Source organism: Streptomyces sp. NPDC026062, assembly GCF_055568375.1.
Genome location: NZ_JBVHOQ010000015.1, coordinates 21,063 through 37,759 on the forward strand (window position 1 = coordinate 21,063; position 16,697 = coordinate 37,759).

The 16,697-nt window shown below is 69.3% G+C and carries 13 protein-coding genes; 3 read left to right on the forward strand and 10 right to left on the reverse strand.

What is annotated here, in order from left to right:
• Positions 1 to 25: 25 nt before the first annotated feature.
• Both ACZ4LX_RS15900 and proB read right to left on the reverse strand, forming a co-directional pair.
• The gene (locus ACZ4LX_RS15900) at positions 26 to 526 is read right to left on the reverse strand and encodes a hypothetical protein (protein ID WP_467644266.1); all 501 of its coding nucleotides are present in this window, start codon (positions 524 to 526) and stop codon (positions 26 to 28) included.
• Positions 527 to 669: 143 nt separating this feature from the next.
• Positions 670 to 1,755 carry a glutamate 5-kinase gene (gene proB / locus ACZ4LX_RS15905; RefSeq protein WP_467644602.1) on the reverse strand — a complete coding sequence of 362 codons (1,086 nt, stop codon included), beginning with the start codon at positions 1,753 to 1,755 and terminating at the stop codon, positions 670 to 672.
• 241 nt (positions 1,756 to 1,996) lie between these two features.
• Between proB and ACZ4LX_RS15910 the strand changes: the two genes are divergently transcribed.
• Positions 1,997 to 2,635: a dTDP-4-dehydrorhamnose 3,5-epimerase family protein gene (locus tag ACZ4LX_RS15910; RefSeq protein WP_467644268.1), complete on the forward strand. Its 639-nt coding sequence runs from the start codon at positions 1,997 to 1,999 to the stop codon at positions 2,633 to 2,635.
• A gap of 121 nt (positions 2,636 to 2,756) precedes the next feature.
• Here ACZ4LX_RS15910 and rfbD read toward each other — a convergent pair whose 3' ends face one another.
• The 3 genes from rfbD to ACZ4LX_RS15925 are packed head-to-tail and all read right to left on the reverse strand — an operon-like array spanning position 2,757 to position 5,703.
• Positions 2,757 to 3,653, reverse strand: a complete 897-nt coding sequence (gene rfbD, locus ACZ4LX_RS15915) for a dTDP-4-dehydrorhamnose reductase (RefSeq protein ID WP_467644270.1) — start codon at positions 3,651 to 3,653, stop codon at positions 2,757 to 2,759.
• Complete coding sequence (gene rfbB / locus ACZ4LX_RS15920) at positions 3,650 to 4,636, reverse strand: dTDP-glucose 4,6-dehydratase (RefSeq protein ID WP_467644273.1); 987 nt, start codon at positions 4,634 to 4,636, stop codon at positions 3,650 to 3,652. Before rfbB ends, rfbD begins: the two co-directional genes overlap by 4 nt.
• On the reverse strand, positions 4,633 to 5,703 hold the full coding sequence (locus tag ACZ4LX_RS15925) for a glucose-1-phosphate thymidylyltransferase (RefSeq protein WP_467644277.1): 1,071 nt from the start codon (positions 5,701 to 5,703) through the stop codon (positions 4,633 to 4,635). The genes rfbB and ACZ4LX_RS15925 overlap by 4 nt, the downstream gene beginning before the upstream one ends.
• 761 nt (positions 5,704 to 6,464) lie before the next feature.
• Between ACZ4LX_RS15925 and ACZ4LX_RS15930 the strand changes: the two genes are divergently transcribed.
• Entirely contained in the window at positions 6,465 to 8,693 is a 2,229-nt protein-coding gene (locus tag ACZ4LX_RS15930; protein ID WP_467644280.1) for a bifunctional glycosyltransferase/CDP-glycerol:glycerophosphate glycerophosphotransferase, read from the forward strand.
• 20 nt (positions 8,694 to 8,713) lie between these two features.
• On the forward strand, positions 8,714 to 12,325 hold the full coding sequence (locus ACZ4LX_RS15935; RefSeq protein ID WP_467644284.1) for a bifunctional glycosyltransferase/CDP-glycerol:glycerophosphate glycerophosphotransferase: 3,612 nt from the start codon (positions 8,714 to 8,716) through the stop codon (positions 12,323 to 12,325).
• 101 nt (positions 12,326 to 12,426) lie between these two features.
• Here the strand turns inward: ACZ4LX_RS15935 and obgE are convergent, their stop codons facing one another.
• The 5 genes from obgE to ACZ4LX_RS15960 all read right to left on the reverse strand — a co-directional run bounded on the left by obgE (position 12,427) and on the right by ACZ4LX_RS15960 (position 16,610).
• Entirely contained in the window at positions 12,427 to 13,866 is a 1,440-nt protein-coding gene (gene obgE, locus ACZ4LX_RS15940; protein ID WP_467644287.1) for a GTPase ObgE, read from the reverse strand.
• A gap of 141 nt (positions 13,867 to 14,007) precedes the next feature.
• Positions 14,008 to 14,265, reverse strand: coding sequence for a 50S ribosomal protein L27 (rpmA, locus tag ACZ4LX_RS15945; RefSeq protein ID WP_018103204.1), 258 nt, complete (start codon positions 14,263 to 14,265; stop codon positions 14,008 to 14,010).
• 14 nt (positions 14,266 to 14,279) lie between these two features.
• Entirely contained in the window at positions 14,280 to 14,600 is a 321-nt protein-coding gene (gene rplU / locus ACZ4LX_RS15950; RefSeq protein WP_145763481.1) for a 50S ribosomal protein L21, read from the reverse strand.
• 208 nt (positions 14,601 to 14,808) lie between these two features.
• Complete coding sequence (locus tag ACZ4LX_RS15955; RefSeq protein WP_467644300.1) at positions 14,809 to 15,870, reverse strand: iron-containing alcohol dehydrogenase family protein; 1,062 nt, start codon at positions 15,868 to 15,870, stop codon at positions 14,809 to 14,811.
• A complete protein-coding gene (locus tag ACZ4LX_RS15960) occupies positions 15,858 to 16,610 on the reverse strand; it encodes a phosphocholine cytidylyltransferase family protein (RefSeq protein ID WP_467644305.1) in 753 nt (250 codons plus the stop codon). Before ACZ4LX_RS15960 ends, ACZ4LX_RS15955 begins: the two co-directional genes overlap by 13 nt.
• Positions 16,611 to 16,697 lie beyond the last annotated feature (87 nt).

The following is a 16,697-nucleotide window of genomic DNA, read 5'->3' on the forward strand; positions in this document are numbered from 1 at the left end:
CGGCCGTCCGGGGACGGCGGCCGGGTCAGTACGGGTGCACGCCCACCGGGGCGGCCGGAGGCGGCCCGTACCCCTCGGCGATGCGCTGGTGGTACGTCTCGCGGTCGATGACCTCCAGGCCCACGATCTCCCAGGGCGGCAGCCCCGCGCTGGACCGGTGCTCGCCCCAGAGCCGCAGGGCGACGGCCGCCGCGTCGTGCAGGTCGCGGGCCTCTTCCCAGTAGCGGATCTCCGCGTGGTCGTTGGCATAGCGGCTGGTCAGCAGGAAGGGGTGGTCGTGCGCGAGCTGTTCGAGGCCGCGTCTGACCTCCTTCAGCGGGAACTCGGCGCCGGAGACACAGAGCGTGATGTGCCACAGCTTCGACTGGGTGCGTTCAGGGCCGCCCAGCCTCGGTTCCGGCCCGGTGGTCCGCTCGTCCCTCCGGTCCACGGGCCTGCTTCCGTCGAAGCCGGCCCCTGCTCCGACGCTGGTCAGGGCGCGACCACCCGTTCCTCGGGGCGGCGCCCCCGGGCGCGCTCGTCTCACCGGCGCCTCCTGTGAATATGTTGCTGTGCTGTGTACCCCGCAGTGTCCCTGCTACAAAGTGGACCAGTCCTCGGCCCGGCGTGGGGCGGTTTTCGTGAAGGTCTCTGCCCGAAGGCTGGACTTTCAGCCGTTTCAGGGGCCGGTCAGGTGTGGAGAAGGACAAGATCGTCCCTGTGTACGACCTCGCGCTCGTAGGCGGGACCGAGTTCGCGGGCCAGGTCGCGGGTGGAGCGGCCGAGAAGCTGCGGGATCTCCTTGGCGTCGAAGTTGACGAGCCCGCGGGCGACCGGCCGGCCCCGCAGATCGCGCAGCTCCACCGGGTCCCCCGCGGTGAACTCGCCCTCGACCGCGGCGATCCCGGCCGGCAGCAGCGAGCTGTGGCGCTCCAGGACCGCCTGCACGGCCCCGTCGTCCAGGGTCAGCGAACCCTGCGGGGTGGAGGCGTGGGCGAGCCACAGCAGCCGGTCCGCGGAGCGGCGTCCGGTGCGGTGGAAGTAGGTGCCCGTGTCACGGCCCGCCAGTGCGTCGGCGGCGTGGCTCGCCGAGGTCAGGACGACCGGCACACCGGCTGCGGTGGCGATCCGGGCGGCCTCGACCTTGGTGACCATGCCGCCGGTCCCGACGCCCGCCTTGCCGGCGCTGCCGATGCTGACCCCGGCGAGATCGGCGGGGCCGGTGATCTCCGCGATGCGAGTGGTGCCCGGGATGCTCGGGTCGCCGTCGTAGAGGCCGTCCACGTCGGAGAGGAGGATCAGCAGATCGGCACGGACCAGGTGGGCGACGAGCGCGGCCAGCCGGTCGTTGTCGCCGAAGCGGATCTCGTCGGTGGCGACGGTGTCGTTCTCGTTGACGATCGGCAGCGCGCCCATGTCCAGGAGCTGGTCCAGGGTGCGGTAGGCGTTGCGGTAGTGGGCGCGGCGGCTGGTGTCGTTGCTGGTGAGCAGGACCTGGCCGACGCGGACGCCGTAGCGGGCGAAGGAGGCGGTGTAGCGGGCGACGAGCAGCCCCTGGCCGACACTGGCGGCGGCCTGCTGCCGGGCCAGGTCCTTGGGCCTGCGGTGCAGGCCCAGCGGGGCGAGTCCGGCCGCGATGGCGCCGCTGGAGACGAGGACGACCTCCCGCTCGCCGCCGCTGCGCACCTTGGCCAGCACGTCGACGAGTGCGTCGACCCGGTCGGCGTCGAGGCCCCCGGCGGCAGTGGTGAGAGAGGAGGAACCGACCTTGACCACGATCCTGCGGGCCTCCGTGACGCCCTGCCTGGCCCCTGACACGTGCATCCCCCATGGTTCGCCTCGCTGGACCCCGCAATCTACGCGAGCGCGGAAACCGGCGCCTTCACGTTCCGCACCGTGGACCCCGTTTCGCCCTGATCCGTACCGTTCCGTATCTGTTTCGCGCCACAACTCGTTGCAGGAGACGTCGGCTCCACGGCCGAACGACCGGCGAACTCCAGGAACAGGACGTGATCGCATGCGCCAGCTCTCCATCCCCGGGGCCTGGGTGCACGAGCCCGAGGTCATCCCGGACGACCGGGGCAGCTTCCACGAGTGGTTCAGGGCCTCGGATCTCGGGGAGGCCGCGGGGCATCCGCTGGGGCTCGCGCAGGCCAACTTCTCCGTCTCCCGCCGGGGCACGCTGCGCGGGATCCACTTCGCCGACGTGCCGCCGGGCCAGGCGAAGTACGTGAAGTGCGTACGCGGCGCCGTGCTCGACGTGATCGTGGACATCCGGACCGGCTCACCCTCCTACACACGCTGGGAGGGGGTCCGGCTCGACGACACCGATCACCGGGCGGTGTACCTCGCCGAGGGGCTCGGCCACGCCTTCATGGCGCTGACGGACGACGCGTGCGTCCTCTATCTCTGCTCCGAGGGTTACGCTCCCGGGCGCGAGCACGGCATCGATCCGCTCGACGCGGACCTGGGTATCGCCTGGCCGTCGGAGATCGCGCCGCTGCTGTCCGGGAAGGACGCCGGGGCTCCGTCGCTGGCCGAGGCGGAACAGCAGGGGCTGCTTCCCTCGTACGAGGAGTGCGAGGCGTACTACGCGCGGCTGCGGGCGGCCGGTCCGCCCCCGGCCCGCCGGCCTCTCGCCCCGGCCGGCCTCTGATCAGGAGCGGTCGGGGACGGTCGGGGACGGTCGGGGACGGTCGGGGGCCGAAGGGCCGGAGGCCCCGCGGGGGTTTCGGCGGTGAGCGGCGGAACCGGCCGGGCCGGCCGGGACGTGCGGCTCAGCGGGGCGCTGCGGGCCGTTCCGCGGCGAGCAGCGCCGGGAACGCCTCGTCCAGTGCCGTGCGCCAGTCCCGGATGGGCTCGATCCCGGCCGCCGCGAACCGCCGCTGCGCGAGCACGCTGAACCCGGGCCGGGGGGCCGGGCGCACGAAGGCCCCGCTGGTGGTCGGGCGGACCCGGGCCGGGTCCGCGCCGAGCAGCCGGAAGATCTCCCGGGTGAAGCCGAACCAGGTCGTGTCGCCGCCGCTGGTGCCGTGGTAGACGCCGGCCGGGGCGGTGCCGTCGAGGGCCGCCTGTCCGAGCCGGACGAGCCGGCCGGCCAGATCGACGGTCCAGGTGGGCTGTCCGCGCTGGTCGTCCACCACGTCGAGGGTGTCCTTGACGCCCTCCAGTCTGATCATCGTGCGGACGAAGTTGGCACCGCCCGCGCCGTAGAGCCAGGCGGTGCGCACGACGTAGCCGGTGTCGGGGAGGGTCGTCAGCACGGCGCGTTCGCCCGCCAGTTTGGTGCGGCCGTAGGCGCTGCGCGGGTCGGTGGGATCGTCCTCGCCGTACGGCCGGGCGCTGTCCCCGGCGAACACGTAGTCGGTGGAGACGTGGAGCAGAACGGTGCCGTGCTCGCGGCAGGCCTCGGCGAGGACGGCGGGGCCGGTGCCGTTGACCCGCAGAGCGGCTTCCTCCTGGCTCTCGGCGTCGTCGACGGCGGTCCAGGCCGCGCAGTTGACCACGACCGAGGGGCGGTGGGCGGCGAACGCCTCCCGGACGCTGCCGGGGTCGGCGATGTCCAGGGCCGCGCGGTCCGCGGCGACCGGGGTGATGTCCTCGTGAGCGAGCGCGGCCATGAGGTCCTGGCCCAGTATTCCGGCGGCCCCGGTGACCAGCCAGACCGTACTCACAGGACCGCCCTCTCCTTGAGCGGCTCCCACCAGGAGCGGTTGTCGCGGTACCACCGCACGGTCTCGGCGAGGCCGGTGCGGAAGTCCTTGCGGGGCTCGTAGCCGAGTTCCTCACGGATCCTGGTGCAGTCGACGGAGTAGCGCCGGTCGTGTCCCTTGCGGTCCTCGACGTAGGTGACGTCCGTGTCCCAGTCCGCGCCGCAGGCCTCCAGGAGCAGTCCGGTGAGCTCCTTGTTGGAGAGCTCGGTGCCGCCGCCGATGTTGTAGACCCGGCCCGCGCGGCCCTTGGTGCGCACGAGTTCGATGCCCTGGACGTGGTCGTCGATGTGCAGCCAGTCGCGGACGTGGGCGCCGTCGCCGTACAGCGGGACCGCCCGGCCGTCGAGCAGGTTGGTGACGAAGAGCGGGATGACCTTCTCGGGGAAGTGGTGGTGCCCGTAGTTGTTGGAACAGCGGGTCACCCGCACGTCGAGTCCGTGGGTGCGGTGGTAGGAGAGCGCGATCAGGTCACTGGACGCCTTGGAGGCGGAGTACGGGGAGTTGGGTGCGAGCGGTTCGCTCTCGGTCCAGGAGCCCTCGTCGATGGATCCGTAGACCTCGTCGGTGGAGACGTGCACGAAGGTTCCGACCCCGGCCCGGTGCGCGGCGTCGACGAGGGTGTGGGTGCCCACGACGTTGGTACGGACGAACTCGGCACCACCGTCGATGGAGCGGTCCACATGCGACTCGGCGGCGAAGTGCACCACCTGGTCGTGCCCGCTCATCAGGGTGCCGACAAGCTCCACGTCGCAGATGTCGCCCCGCACGAACGAGAATCCGGGACGGTCGCGCACCGCGTCGAGGTTGGCCGGATTTCCCGCGTAGGTGAGCTTGTCGAGCACGGTGACGGCGATGTCGCCCGGGCCGTCCGGGCCCAGCAGCGTACGGACGTAGTGGGAGCCGATGAAGCCGGCGCCGCCGGTCACCAGGAGATGGGTCGTCATGAGGAGATCTGCACCTTGCTGTGGTCGCCGAGGACGAGTCGGTGGGCGGACGGGCTGCGGGGTGCGGGGGTCACCTCGACCTCGTGGCCGATGAGGGAGGCCTCCACCCGGCGGACACCGTCGATCGAGGCGCCCCGCAGCACGATGGAGTACTCGATCTCGCTGTCCTCGATCCGGCAGTCCTGGGCGACCGAGGTGAACGGCCCGACGTAGGCGTCGCCGATCACCGAACGCGCGCCGATGATGGCGGGGCCGACGATCCGGCTGCGGGTGACCCGGGCACCCGGCTCGATCCGGACCCGGCCGATGATCTCGCTCTCGTCGTCGACGTGGGCGCCCCGGGTGCACGGCTCGACGGTCTCCAGCACGGTTCGGTTGACCTCCAGCATGTCGGTGACGTTGCCGGTGTCCTTCCAGTATCCGCGGATCGTGGTGGAGCGGACATCGCGCTCCTGGTCGATCAGCCACTGGATGGCGTGGGTGATCTCCAGCTCGCCGCGCCAGGACGGGCGGATCGAGCGGACGGCCTCGTGGATGACGCGGGTGAAGAGGTAGACGCCGACGAGTGCCAGGTCGCTCTTGGGCTCCTCGGGTTTCTCCTCCAGGGCCACGACCCGGCCGTCCCCGTCGAGTTCGGCGACACCGAAGGAGGTCGGGTCGGGCACTTGGGTCAGCAGGATCTGGGCGTCGGGCCGGTCCGCGCAGAACCCCTCGACCAGACCGGCGATCCCGCCGACGATGAAGTTGTCGCCGAGGTACATGACGAAGTCGTCGTCGCCCAGGAAGCGCTGGGCGATCAGGACCGCGTGCGCGAGGCCGAGCGGCTCGGACTGCGGGATGTAGGTGACGTCGATGCCGAACCGGGAGCCGTCGCCGACCGCCGCGCGGATCTCCTCCTCGGTGTCGCCCACGATGATGCCGACGTCGGTGATGCCGGCTTCCGCGATGGCTTCGAGCCCGTAGAACAGCACTGGTTTGTTGGCCACCGGGACCAGCTGTTTGGCCGAGGTATGCGTAATGGGACGAAGCCGGGTGCCTGCCCCGCCGGAAAGTACGAGAGCTTTCACAGTTCTGCCCCCACGGTGAGTCGGGCGTCCTGTCGCAGCAGCTGCGACCTACCCGGGTGACCCTAGTCAGATCCAGGCTCCCAACCGCGCCGAAACAGCTCCGTCAACCCACTTACCGACTCATCCGGAGGAAAAGCGAAGGCCCCCCGTAACCATTCGGTTCAATTTCGCACGCCATTGCCGAAAAAAGCTGCCACACATACGAGCGACATCGAACTCCATATCGAATTCCATGAATTCCGCACCCCTCCCCCACCCCCTCGCCATCAGTAATTACTTCAGTCATTCTTTCCACCGTTCCGAAAGAGCGACAGGGCGACGGAGGCGGGCGGGCACGGGCGACGTCCCCCGCATGGACGCAGTCGCGGACGCGGGTGCCGTAGACGGAGACCGCCGAGGAGAACACCGGGCGACCGGCTCCGGCCGCGGGCGGGCGTCACCCGCATGACACGCACGCCGACACGTCCGGCTCCGCCCGTAACCGTCCACGCCATTCCATGCGCCCCTCCTCCGCATGCGACTCCGCCGAAAGGCGTGCACAGCTCTACCTAAAGGTTCACGCTATGTTCGCGCACATCGAATCGGACAAAAAATAGGATCAGTATTATCGTTCGCTATGAAGCCGAGGCGAACACGGAGCCGCGGCGGTCGGATGCCCATCAATTACGCTGTTCAGGTGTTCAGGTGCTCCACCATGATTCCGCAATGCGAATCGGCACCTTCGCACGGACCTCACAAAAGGATCTCTGGACTGGTGAAGGATGCCTCGACTGACACTCATCGTGCCTGCTTACAACGTGCAGGGGTATGTCCGGGAGTGCCTCGACTCCGTGCTGCGACAGGACTTCACCGACTTCGAAGTCATCGCGGTGGACGACTGTTCACCGGACGGCTCAGGCGCCATCCTCGACGCGTACGCGGCACGTGACACACGGGTCCGGGTCATCCACCTCAGCGAGAACGTGGGGCTGGGACACGCCCGTAATGCCGGAATCGAGCAGGCTGCGGGCGACTACCTGATCTTCCTCGACAGCGACGACACCCTGACGCCCGGATCGCTGAGCGCCATCGCCGAACGCCTCGACGCGACGGACGACCCCGAGATCCTGATCTACGACTACATGCGCAGCTACTGGGACGGCCGGCTGCTGCCCAACCGGCGAGCCGCCCTCCTCCGCGGCGAGCCCGCCGTGTTCACCCTGTCGGAGCGGCCCGAGCTGCTCGATCTGCTGCAGATCGTCTGGAACAAGGCATACCGCCGCGATTTCGTCGCGGCACACGGCTTCCGCTTCCCGTCCGGGTACTACGAGGACGCCCCCTGGACCTACACCACCCTGATCGCGGCCGAACGCATCGCGCTGCTCGACCGCACCTGCGTGCTCTACCGGCAGCGGCGCGAGGGCGGAAATATCCTGCGTACGGTCAGCCGGAAGCACTTCGACGTGTTCGCCCAGTACGACCGCGTATTCGCCTATCTGGACGCACACCCCGAACACGACTCCTGGCGCCTGGCGCTTTTCGGCAAAATGGTCGACCACTATCTCACCGTGATGGAAAAGCCGGGCCGCCTCCCCCGGAATGCGCGGGCCGACTTCTTCCACCGGGCGGCCGCCGACTACCGCCGTCGGCTGCCCGCGGGGTTCGAGCGGCCCGGCGGGGGCCGCGGGTACAAGTACGCGCTGCTCGGCAGGGACTCCTATCTGGCCCTGACGGGTGTCACCCGGGCGAACCGGGTCCGCAACCGGGCGCGGGCGCGCAACAGCGAGCGCGTCAACCGGGCCAAGCGGGCCGCGATGCGGCTGCTCTACCGGTCCCAGCTACGGCTGCCCATCGACGAGAACCTCGCGGTGTTCTCCGCCTACTGGAGCCGGGGCTACGCGTGCAACCCCGCGGCCATCGACGCCGAGCTGGCCCGGCTGGCCCCGCACATCCGCCGGGTCTGGGCGGTACGCGCCGAGCACGTGAGCCGGATGCCCGAGGGTGTCGAGGTGGTCGTCGTCGGCTCCCGCGAATACTGGACGGCGCTGGCCCGCGGCAAGTACTTCGTCAACAACGTGAACTTCGCGGACGCGCTGGTCAAGCGCGAGGGCCAGATCCACCTGCAGACCCACCACGGCACCCCCCTGAAGACGATGGGGCTCGACCAGGCCGACTACCCGGCCTCCACGAGCATGAGGATGGAGGACCTGCTGCGGCGGTGCGACCGCTGGGACTACAGCCTTTCGTCCAACAACTTCTCCACCTCGGTGTGGGAGCGGGTGTATCCGTGCTCCTACACCTCGCTGGAGACGGGCTATCCGCGCAACGACGTGCTGGTCCGCGCCGGAGCGCCGGAGGTCGCACGGGCCCGCCGCGGAATCGGTGCGGCGGACGGCTCCACGGTCTTCCTCTACATGCCGACCCACCGTGAGTACCAGAAGGAGTTCACCCCTCGGATCGACCTCGCGCAGCTGGCCGAGGAGCTCGGGCCCGACGTCACGCTGCTGGTACGGGGCCACTACTTCTACCGGCCCTCAGGGCGGCTCGCCGAACTCCTGGCCGGCGGCCGCGTGATCGACGTCTCGGCCCACCCGAGCGTGGAGGAGCTCTACCTCGCGGCCGACGCCCTGATCACCGACTACTCGTCGGCGATGTTCGACTACGCCAACCTCGACCGGCCGATCGTGATCTTCGCCGACGACTGGGACACGTACAAGGCCGTCCGGGGCAGCTACTTCGATCTGCCGGCCGAGCCCCCCGGCGCGGTGGCCACCAGCCAGGAGCAGCTCACCGACATCATCCGGTCCGGCGCGTGGCAGAGCCACGAGTCCGCCGCTCTGCGCAGCACCTTCCGTGAGCGATTCTGCGACTTCGACGACGGCCGGGCCTCGGAGCGCGTCGTCCGCAGGGTCTTCCTGGGCGAGGAGGACCTCCTTCCCGTCGTACCGCTCGCCGACCGCGGGACGGCGCCCACCCCAGCCCAGGCGCTCGAGCTGTTCGAGCGGGTCTGACCCGAAAGGAATCCGCAGCCATGGCCCCTCGTCTCAGCGTCATCGTGCCGATCTACAGCGTGGAGCAGTATCTGCCCGCCTGCCTGGACTCGCTGGCCGCGCAGACGCTCAAGGACCTCGAAGTCATCATGGTGAACGACGGGTCCCCCGACGGCTCGGCCGCCATCGCGGCCGCGTACGAGGCCCGCGACCCACGATTCCGGCTGGTCAGCAAGGAGAACGCGGGACTGGGTGCCGCCCGGAACACGGGACTCGGACTGCTCGCGCCCGAGAGCGAGTTCATCGCGTTCGTCGACAGCGACGACATGATCCCGCCGGACGCCTACCGCCTCATGCTGGCAAGCCTGGACGAGAGCGGTTCGGACTTCATCACGGGCAATGTGCTGCACATCAACAGGACCAAGGTGTGGCAGTCCCCGATGCACCGCATCCTCGCGGGCGGCGCCGTCCAGCGGACCCATGTGTCCGTGAACAGGAAGCTCCTCAACGACAAGATCGCCTGCAACAAGGTCTTCCGGCGCTCGTTCTGGGAGAAGCACGGGCTGGCGTTCCCCGAAGGGGTGCTCTACGAGGACGTCCCGGTCATCGTGCCGGCCCAGTTCCTGGCCGAGGCCGTCGACATCATCAGCACCCCCACGTACTACTGGCGGCTGCGGGAGGGCGAGGGCACCCCGTCCATCACCCAGCGCCGAACCGAGCCGAAGGCCGTACGCGACCGTTCGGCCGCGGTGGAGTCGGTGAGCCGCTTCTTCGGCGCGCAGCCCGGGGAATTGGCCGCGACGCTGAAGCGCGAGTACGACCGCACCGTCCTCAAGGGCGATCTGCGGATCTTCCTCAATGTGCTCCCCGAGGGGGACGAGGAGTTCCGCGCCGAGTTCCTGCGGGTCATCAACCGCTTCCTCAACCAGGTGGATCCGCAGGTGGTCATGGAGCTGACCGCAACCCAGCGGGTCAAATGGCTGCTGGTGCGCAAGCACGCCATGACCGAACTGGTCGAGCTGATCAACTCCGAGCGGCGCGGCGACCCGATCGAGATCGAGGGGCGGATCCGCAAGTACGCGAGCTTCTCCGCGCTGGACCACCGGGCCGGCCTGATACCGAAACGAGCGCGCCGGATCGACCCCGACCTCACGCCCCGTGCCCCGCTCCAGAAGGTCACCTGGGAGAACGGCAGGCTCCGGCTGTCCGGCCACGCGTGGATCGACCGGATCGACCAGTCGACGAAGCACAGCGCCGTCAAGGTTCTGGCGCTCAAGAAGCACGGCTCACGACGGCGTACGGTGCTGCCCCTGCGCAACGTCTACAGCCCCGAGTGCACCGCGCTGTCCCCCCGGAAGCAGAACAACTACGACTGGGCGGGCTGGGAGCTGCTGTTCGACCCCGCGAAGCTCCGCAAGGGCGGCCGGTGGGTGGAGGGCACCTGGCACGTCGGCCTGGGCATCGCCTCGGCCGGACTGGTCCGCAAGCGTGCCGTGCACGCGAGTGGAGCGGGCGCGGCCAACCACGCGCCGTACCAGTGGCTGGACGAGGACCACCGGCTGCTCCCCAACACTTCCACGGGGACCCTGAAGCTGCGTGTCGAGCGGGTACGCGCCCTGATCACCGGGCACCGTGCCGTGGACGAGAGCGTCGAGATCGAGGGCAGGATCCGCGTCCCGCTGGCGGCGGACGAAGCGGTCGGTCTGGAGGTCTCCAACCGCAAGAGCGGCGAGGTCATCTCCTACCCCGCCGTCCTGGAACCCGGTCCGGACGGCCACGCGTCCTTCCGGGTCCTGGTGCCGCTCAAGGATGTCGCGCTGCTGCCCGAGCACCAGGACATGGCCGACGAGGGAACCGCTCCCGAGGGGGCCCATCCGGCCCTCGCCTCACGGCGCAACTGGAGCACCGAGCTCGTCGCCACCGCCCCCGACGGAACGGAGCGCCGCTTCGGCACCGTGGTCCGTGACGGACTCGCCGACCTCCAGATCCGGCTCCCCGCCACCCTCGCCCAGGCCGCCGAGCGGAACGAACTCGCGCTGATCGCGGGAAGCAACGGCTATCTGAAGTTCTCCGGACGCCCGGTCCAGGCCAGGATGACCGAGGTACGGATGGCCGAGGGCGAGTACACCGTCCGGGGTTCCATGCCGGACGGTCTGCGCGAGGCCTCCTTCCTCATCAAGGCACGTGACTTCTTCGACGAGAAGACCGTGCCGCTGCGGGTCCTCCCGGACGGTTCGTTCGTCGCCGGGTTCACGCCCTCGTCCATGCCCGGCCCCAACGGCCCCCGCCCGCTGAAGAGCGGCCGGTGGAACTTCTGCCTCCGGCCCGGGGACGGCAGCCCCGACGTCCCCTTCGTCATCGACCGGCTGGCCGTGCCCTCCTTCCCGGTCTCCGGCGAACACGCAGGCCGGGAGTACCACTTCGAGTCCCGCTGGTACGACTTCCCCCAGCTCCAGTGCCCCTCCGACCTGACCATCCTCGAACGCGGCCGCTACCGGCAGGACAGGCTGCACCGCGAGGTGTACGAGGCCGGCCGCGAGAAGCCGCTGCGCGACGCCGTGCTGTACATCAGCTACAACGGCAAGCAGTACTCCGACAGCCCCCGCGCCATCCACGAGGAACTGCTCAGGCGCGACGCGGACGTACAGCACCTGTGGCTGGTCAGGGACGGACAGGTGAACCTGCCGCCCACGGCCGCGAAGATCCGCTTCTGGGGAGCCGAGTGGTACGACGCGCTGGCGCGCTGCCGGTACATCGTGACCAACGCTCATCTCCCGCACTGGATCGAGCGCCGGCCGGGACAGGTCATCGTCCAGACCTGGCACGGCACCATGCTGAAGAAGATCGGCCTGGACATCGACGCGCCGAAGTTCAATCCGCAGTACCACGCCCAGCTCCAGCAGGAGTCGCGCAGCTGGAACATGCTGGTGTCCTCCAACCGGTTCAGCACCCCGATCCTCAAGCGGGCCATGGGATACGACGGCGAGATCGTCGAGACCGGCTACCCCCGCAACGACTACCTCTACGCACCCGACCTCCAGGCACGGGCCAAGGAGATCAAGGCACGCATCGGGCTGCCGGACGGCAAGAAGGTCGTGCTCTACGCCCCCACCTGGCGCGATGACCTGGCGCACCGGCAGGGGCAGTTCAAGTTCGATCTGCGTCTGGACACCGGGCAGGCGCGGGAGCGTCTCGGTGACGATCACATCCTGCTGATCCGTCGCCATTCCAACGTGGTGGACAGCATCCCCGGGGCAGGCAACGGATTCGTCTTCGACGTGTCCGAGTACCCCGACATCGCCGATCTGTATCTCGTCGCCGACATCATGGTCACGGACTACTCGTCCGTGATGTTCGACTACGCGCACCTCAGGCGGCCGATGCTCTTCTTCACCTACGACCTGGAGCACTACCGGGACCAGCTGCGCGGCTTCTACTTCGACTTCGAGAACGACGCGCCCGGCCCGCTGATCGGCACGTCCGAGGAGCTGATCGACGCGATCCGCGACATCGACGAGGTGGCGTCAGCACACGAGGAGCGCTACGAGCGGTTCCACAGGCTCTTCTGCGACCTGGACGACGGCCATGCCTCGGGCCGGGTGGTGGACCGGATGCTGGAGAAGGCGAAGGAACTCGCCGACGAACGCGAGTAGCGAGCGGCGCGAACAGCCGCGGCGGAGGGCCGCCGCACACGCGGAAAGCCGGGCACGGCCGGATGATCCGGCCGTGCCCGGCCTTCAGGAAGCCCGAGCCCTTACGCGAACGGGTCGAACTCCTGGTACTCCTTGCTGGCCTCGTCGCGCTCCGACTCGCGGTCGCGGCGGCGCTGAGCGGCCGGACGCGGCTCCTCCAGACGGTGGTCCTCGCCACGGCGGCCGAGCATCTCCGCACCGGCGCTCACCGTCGGCTCCCAGTCGAAGACGACCGCGTTGTCCTCGGCGCCGATGGCCACGCCGTCGCCCGCCCGGGCACCGGCCTTGCGCAGTTCGTCCTCGACACCGAGCCGGTTCAGCCGGTCCGCGAGATAGCCGACCGCCTCGTCGTTGTTGAAGTCGGTCTGGCGCACCCAGCGCTCCGGCTTCTCGCCGCGCACCCGGTAGATGCCGTCGTCCTCCAGCACCACGGTGAACCCGGCGTCGTCGACCGCCTTGGGGCGGATGACGATACGGGTCGCCTCCTCCACCGGCTTGGCGGCACGCGCCTCGGCGATGACACCGGCCAGTGCGAAGGAGAGCTCCTTGAGGCCGGTACGGGCGACCGCCGACACCTCGAAGACGCGGTAGCCGCGGGCCTCCAGGTCCGGGCGGATCATCTCCGCGAGATCCTGGCCGTCCGGGATGTCGATCTTGTTGAGGACGACGATGCGGGGCCGGTCCTCCAGCCCCCCGTAAAGCTTCAGCTCCTCCTCGATCATGTCGAGGTCGGAGAGCGGGTCACGGTCGGACTCCAGCGTCGCCGTGTCCAGTACGTGTACGAGCACCGAGCAGCGCTCGACGTGCCGCAGGAACTCCAGGCCGAGGCCCTTGCCCTGGCTGGCGCCCGGGATCAGGCCCGGTACGTCGGCGATGGTGTAGACGGTGGAGCCCGCGGTGACCACGCCCAGGTTCGGGACGAGGGTCGTGAAGGGGTAGTCGGCGATCTTCGGCTTGGCCGCCGACAGAACCGAGATGAGCGAGGACTTGCCGGCGCTCGGGTAACCCACCAGGGCCACGTCGGCGACGGTCTTGAGCTCCAGGACGATGTCCCGGCTCTCGCCGGGCTCGCCGAGGAGCGCGAAGCCGGGGGCCTTGCGGCGGGCGGAGGCCAGCGCGCCGTTGCCGAGGCCGCCCCGGCCGCCCTGGCCGGCGACGAACATGGTGCCCTGGCCGACGAGGTCGGCGAGCACATTGCCCTCGCGGTCCAGCACGACGGTGCCGTCCGGCACGGGCAGGATCAGGTCCTGGCCCTCCTTGCCGGTGCGGTTGTCACCGGCACCGGGCTGGCCGTTGGTGGCCTTGCGGTGGGGGTGGTGGTGGTAGTCGAGGAGCGTGGTGACGGCCTGATCGACGATCAGGGTCACATCGCCGCCACGGCCGCCGTTGCCGCCGTCCGGGCCGCCGAGCGGCTTGAACTTCTCACGGTGAACGGAGGCACAGCCGTGGCCTCCGTTACCCGCGGCGACATGCAGCTCGACGCGGTCCACGAAGGTGGTCATGGGTGAAACCTCCAGTTACATACATGAAGAAATGTCTCGCTCGTGCGCCCCTGTAGGAGCAACACGCGAAAGGCGGACCCACTTCCCGTAACAGGAAGTGAGGTCCGCCTCCACGTCATACCGCTCGACGAGCGCCGAAAATCAGCCGGCGATCGGAACGATGTTCACGACCTTGCGGCCACGGTGCGTGCCGAACTCGACCGCACCGGCGGCGAGGGCGAACAGCGTGTCGTCGCCGCCACGGCCGACGCCCGTGCCCGGGTGGAAGTGGGTGCCGCGCTGGCGGACCAGGATCTCACCGGCGTTGACGGCCTGACCGCCGAAGCGCTTCACGCCGAGCCGCTGAGCATTGGAATCGCGCCCGTTCCGGGTGGACGATGCGCCCTTCTTGTGTGCCATGTGTTCTCAGTCCCTTACTTCGCAGCCGCGGGGATACCGGTGACCTTGATCGCCGTGTACTGCTGGCGGTGACCCTGGCGACGGCGGTAGCCGGTCTTGTTCTTGTAGCGAAGGATGTCGATCTTCGCGCCCTTGTGGTGGTCCACAATCTCGGCCTGGACCTTGATGCCGTCCAGCACCCACGGGTCGCTGGTCACAGCGTCGCCGTCGACAACGAGCAGGGTAGAGAGCTCTACCGTGTCGCCAACATTGGCGGTGGGAATCTTGTCAACCTCAACGATGTCGCCGACAGCAACCTTGTGCTGGCGACCACCGCTGCGCACGATGGCGTACACGCGGATCTCACTCTCACTCGAAGCGGAAACCTCTGAAGCCAGCAGCTCACACGGGTCCGGGGACCCGTGATGATCCGGATTGGACGAGCGGCCTCTCCCGGACGAGCGGGAGGTGAGTGCTCAGAGGTGTGGCGAAACAAACGCCGAGGGTCAAGATTACGGGGACCTGTACAGCCCGGTCAAACCGGGCTCCGTTCCCGGCCCGGGGTCAGGCCGCGATGGCTCCGACGTAGTCGGCGTAGGCGTCCCGGATCCCGTCCGGGGACAGGTCCAGATGCTCCAGGATCGTGTAGCGGCCCGGTCTGGTGCGGGGCGCGTAACCGACCACCGAGACGAATTCGTCCGCGCTGAACCCGATCTCCTCCGCAGTGACCGGCAGCCCGTGGCGCCGCAGCGTCTCGGCCATCCGTACGGACTCCTGGTGCGCGCCGCGCAGATGCATCGCGAACGCCGCGCCCAGACCGCACTGCTCACCGTGGCTCGCCGCCCGCTTGGGGAAGAGCAGGTCGAAGGCGTGGTTGATCTCGTGGCAGGCACCGGAGGCAGGACGGCTGTCCCCCGCCACCGACATCGAGATGCCGGTCAGCACCAGCCCCTCGGCCAGCACCTGGAGGAAGGCGTCGTCCCCGAGAGCTCCGGGGTGGCGCAGTACGGCCTCGCCGGCCTGCCGGGCCATCGCGGCGGCCAGTCCGTCCATGTCCTCGCCGTTGATCCGGTGGGCGAGCTCCCAGTCCGCCACCGCTGAGATGTTCGAGAGCGCGTCGCCGATCCCGGACCGCACGTACCGGACCGGCGCCTCACGGATGATGTCGAGGTCGATGACGACGGCGATCGGGTTCGGGACACCGTACGAGCCCCGGCCCGCGTCGTTGTCCAGCGTGGCCACCGGTGAGCACAGCCCGTCGTGGGACAGGTTCGTCGCCACGGCTACGAGCGGCAGCCCCACGCGCGCCGCGGCGAACTTCGCACAGTCGATGATCTTGCCGCCGCCGAGGCCGACGACGGCGTCGTACCGGCCCGACTTCATGGCCTCCGCGAGCTTGACGGCGTCGTCCAGCGTGCCGCCGCCCACCTCGAACCAGGAAGCACCGGGCAGACTGTCCGAGAGCCGTTCGCGCAGCGCCCGTCCGGAGCCCCCGCTGATCGCGATCGCCAGCTTGCCCGAGCCGGAGATCCGCTGATCGGCGAGGACGACCGCCAGATCGGACAGAGCGCCGGCCCGGATGTCGACGACGACCGGAGCGGGGATCAGCCGGGTCAGTACTGGCACGCGATCTTCCTGCCCTTGGCCAGGTCCTCGTGGTTGTCGATCTCGACCCAGTCGACCTCGCCGATCGGCTCCACGTCGACCGTGAAGCCGCGGTTGACGAGCTCCTGGTAGCCGTCCTCGTAGTAGAGGTCCGGGTCCCGCAGATACGTCGTCCTCAGCGCGTCGGCCAGCTCCTCGGCCGCGTCGCCCTCGATGAGGGTGACGCCGATGTACTCACCGGTGGCCTCGGCCGGGTCCATCAGCTTCGTGATCCGCCGTACCCCCTTGCCGGGGTCGACGACAACCTTCATCTCCTCGTCCGCCAGCTGCTTCACCGTGTCGAGGGCGAGAATGATCCTCTTGCCCCCGCCGCGCGCGGCGAGCAGGGTCTTCTCGACGGAGACCGGGTGCACGGTGTCGCCGTTGACGAGGATCACACCCTCCTTGAGGGCGTCACGGCCGCACCACAGGGAGTAGGCGTTGTTCCACTCCTCCGCCTTGTCGTTGTCGATCAGCGTGAGCGTGACACCGTACTTCGCCTCCAGGGCGGCCTTGCGCTCGTACAGGGCTTCCTTGCGGTAGCCCACGATGATCGCCACATCGGTCAGACCGACCTCGGCGAAGTTGCCCAGGGTCAGGTCGACGACGGTCAGGCTCTCCTCGTCCCCCTCCGGTCCGACCGGCACCAGGGCCTTGGGGAGCGTGTCGGTGTAGGGGCGCAGGCGCCGGCCCGCGCCGGCCGCCAGAATCATGCCGATCATGAAGGTTCTCCTTGCAGATGAACGCGGGGTGGGGGGAGCGGCAGGCGCCGGAACGCAGCAGGCCGGTCCCCTGGGGGGACCGGCCCG

Bases quoted from the DNA above. Each gene is read 5' to 3' on its own strand.
- ACZ4LX_RS15935 (WP_467644284.1), top strand. From the start codon at position 8,714: ATGGCCCCTCGTCTCAGCGTCATCGTGCCGATCTACAGCGTGGAGCAG.
- rpmA (WP_018103204.1), bottom strand. From the start codon at position 14,265: ATGGCACACAAGAAGGGCGCATCGTCCACCCGGAACGGGCGCGATTCC.
- obgE (WP_467644287.1), bottom strand. From the start codon at position 13,866: ATGACCACCTTCGTGGACCGCGTCGAGCTGCATGTCGCCGCGGGTAAC.
- ACZ4LX_RS15910 (WP_467644268.1), top strand. From the start codon at position 1,997: ATGCGCCAGCTCTCCATCCCCGGGGCCTGGGTGCACGAGCCCGAGGTC.
- ACZ4LX_RS15930 (WP_467644280.1), top strand. From the start codon at position 6,465: ATGCCTCGACTGACACTCATCGTGCCTGCTTACAACGTGCAGGGGTAT.
- ACZ4LX_RS15960 (WP_467644305.1), bottom strand. From the start codon at position 16,610: ATGATCGGCATGATTCTGGCGGCCGGCGCGGGCCGGCGCCTGCGCCCC.
- rfbB (WP_467644273.1), bottom strand. From the start codon at position 4,636: ATGACGACCCATCTCCTGGTGACCGGCGGCGCCGGCTTCATCGGCTCC.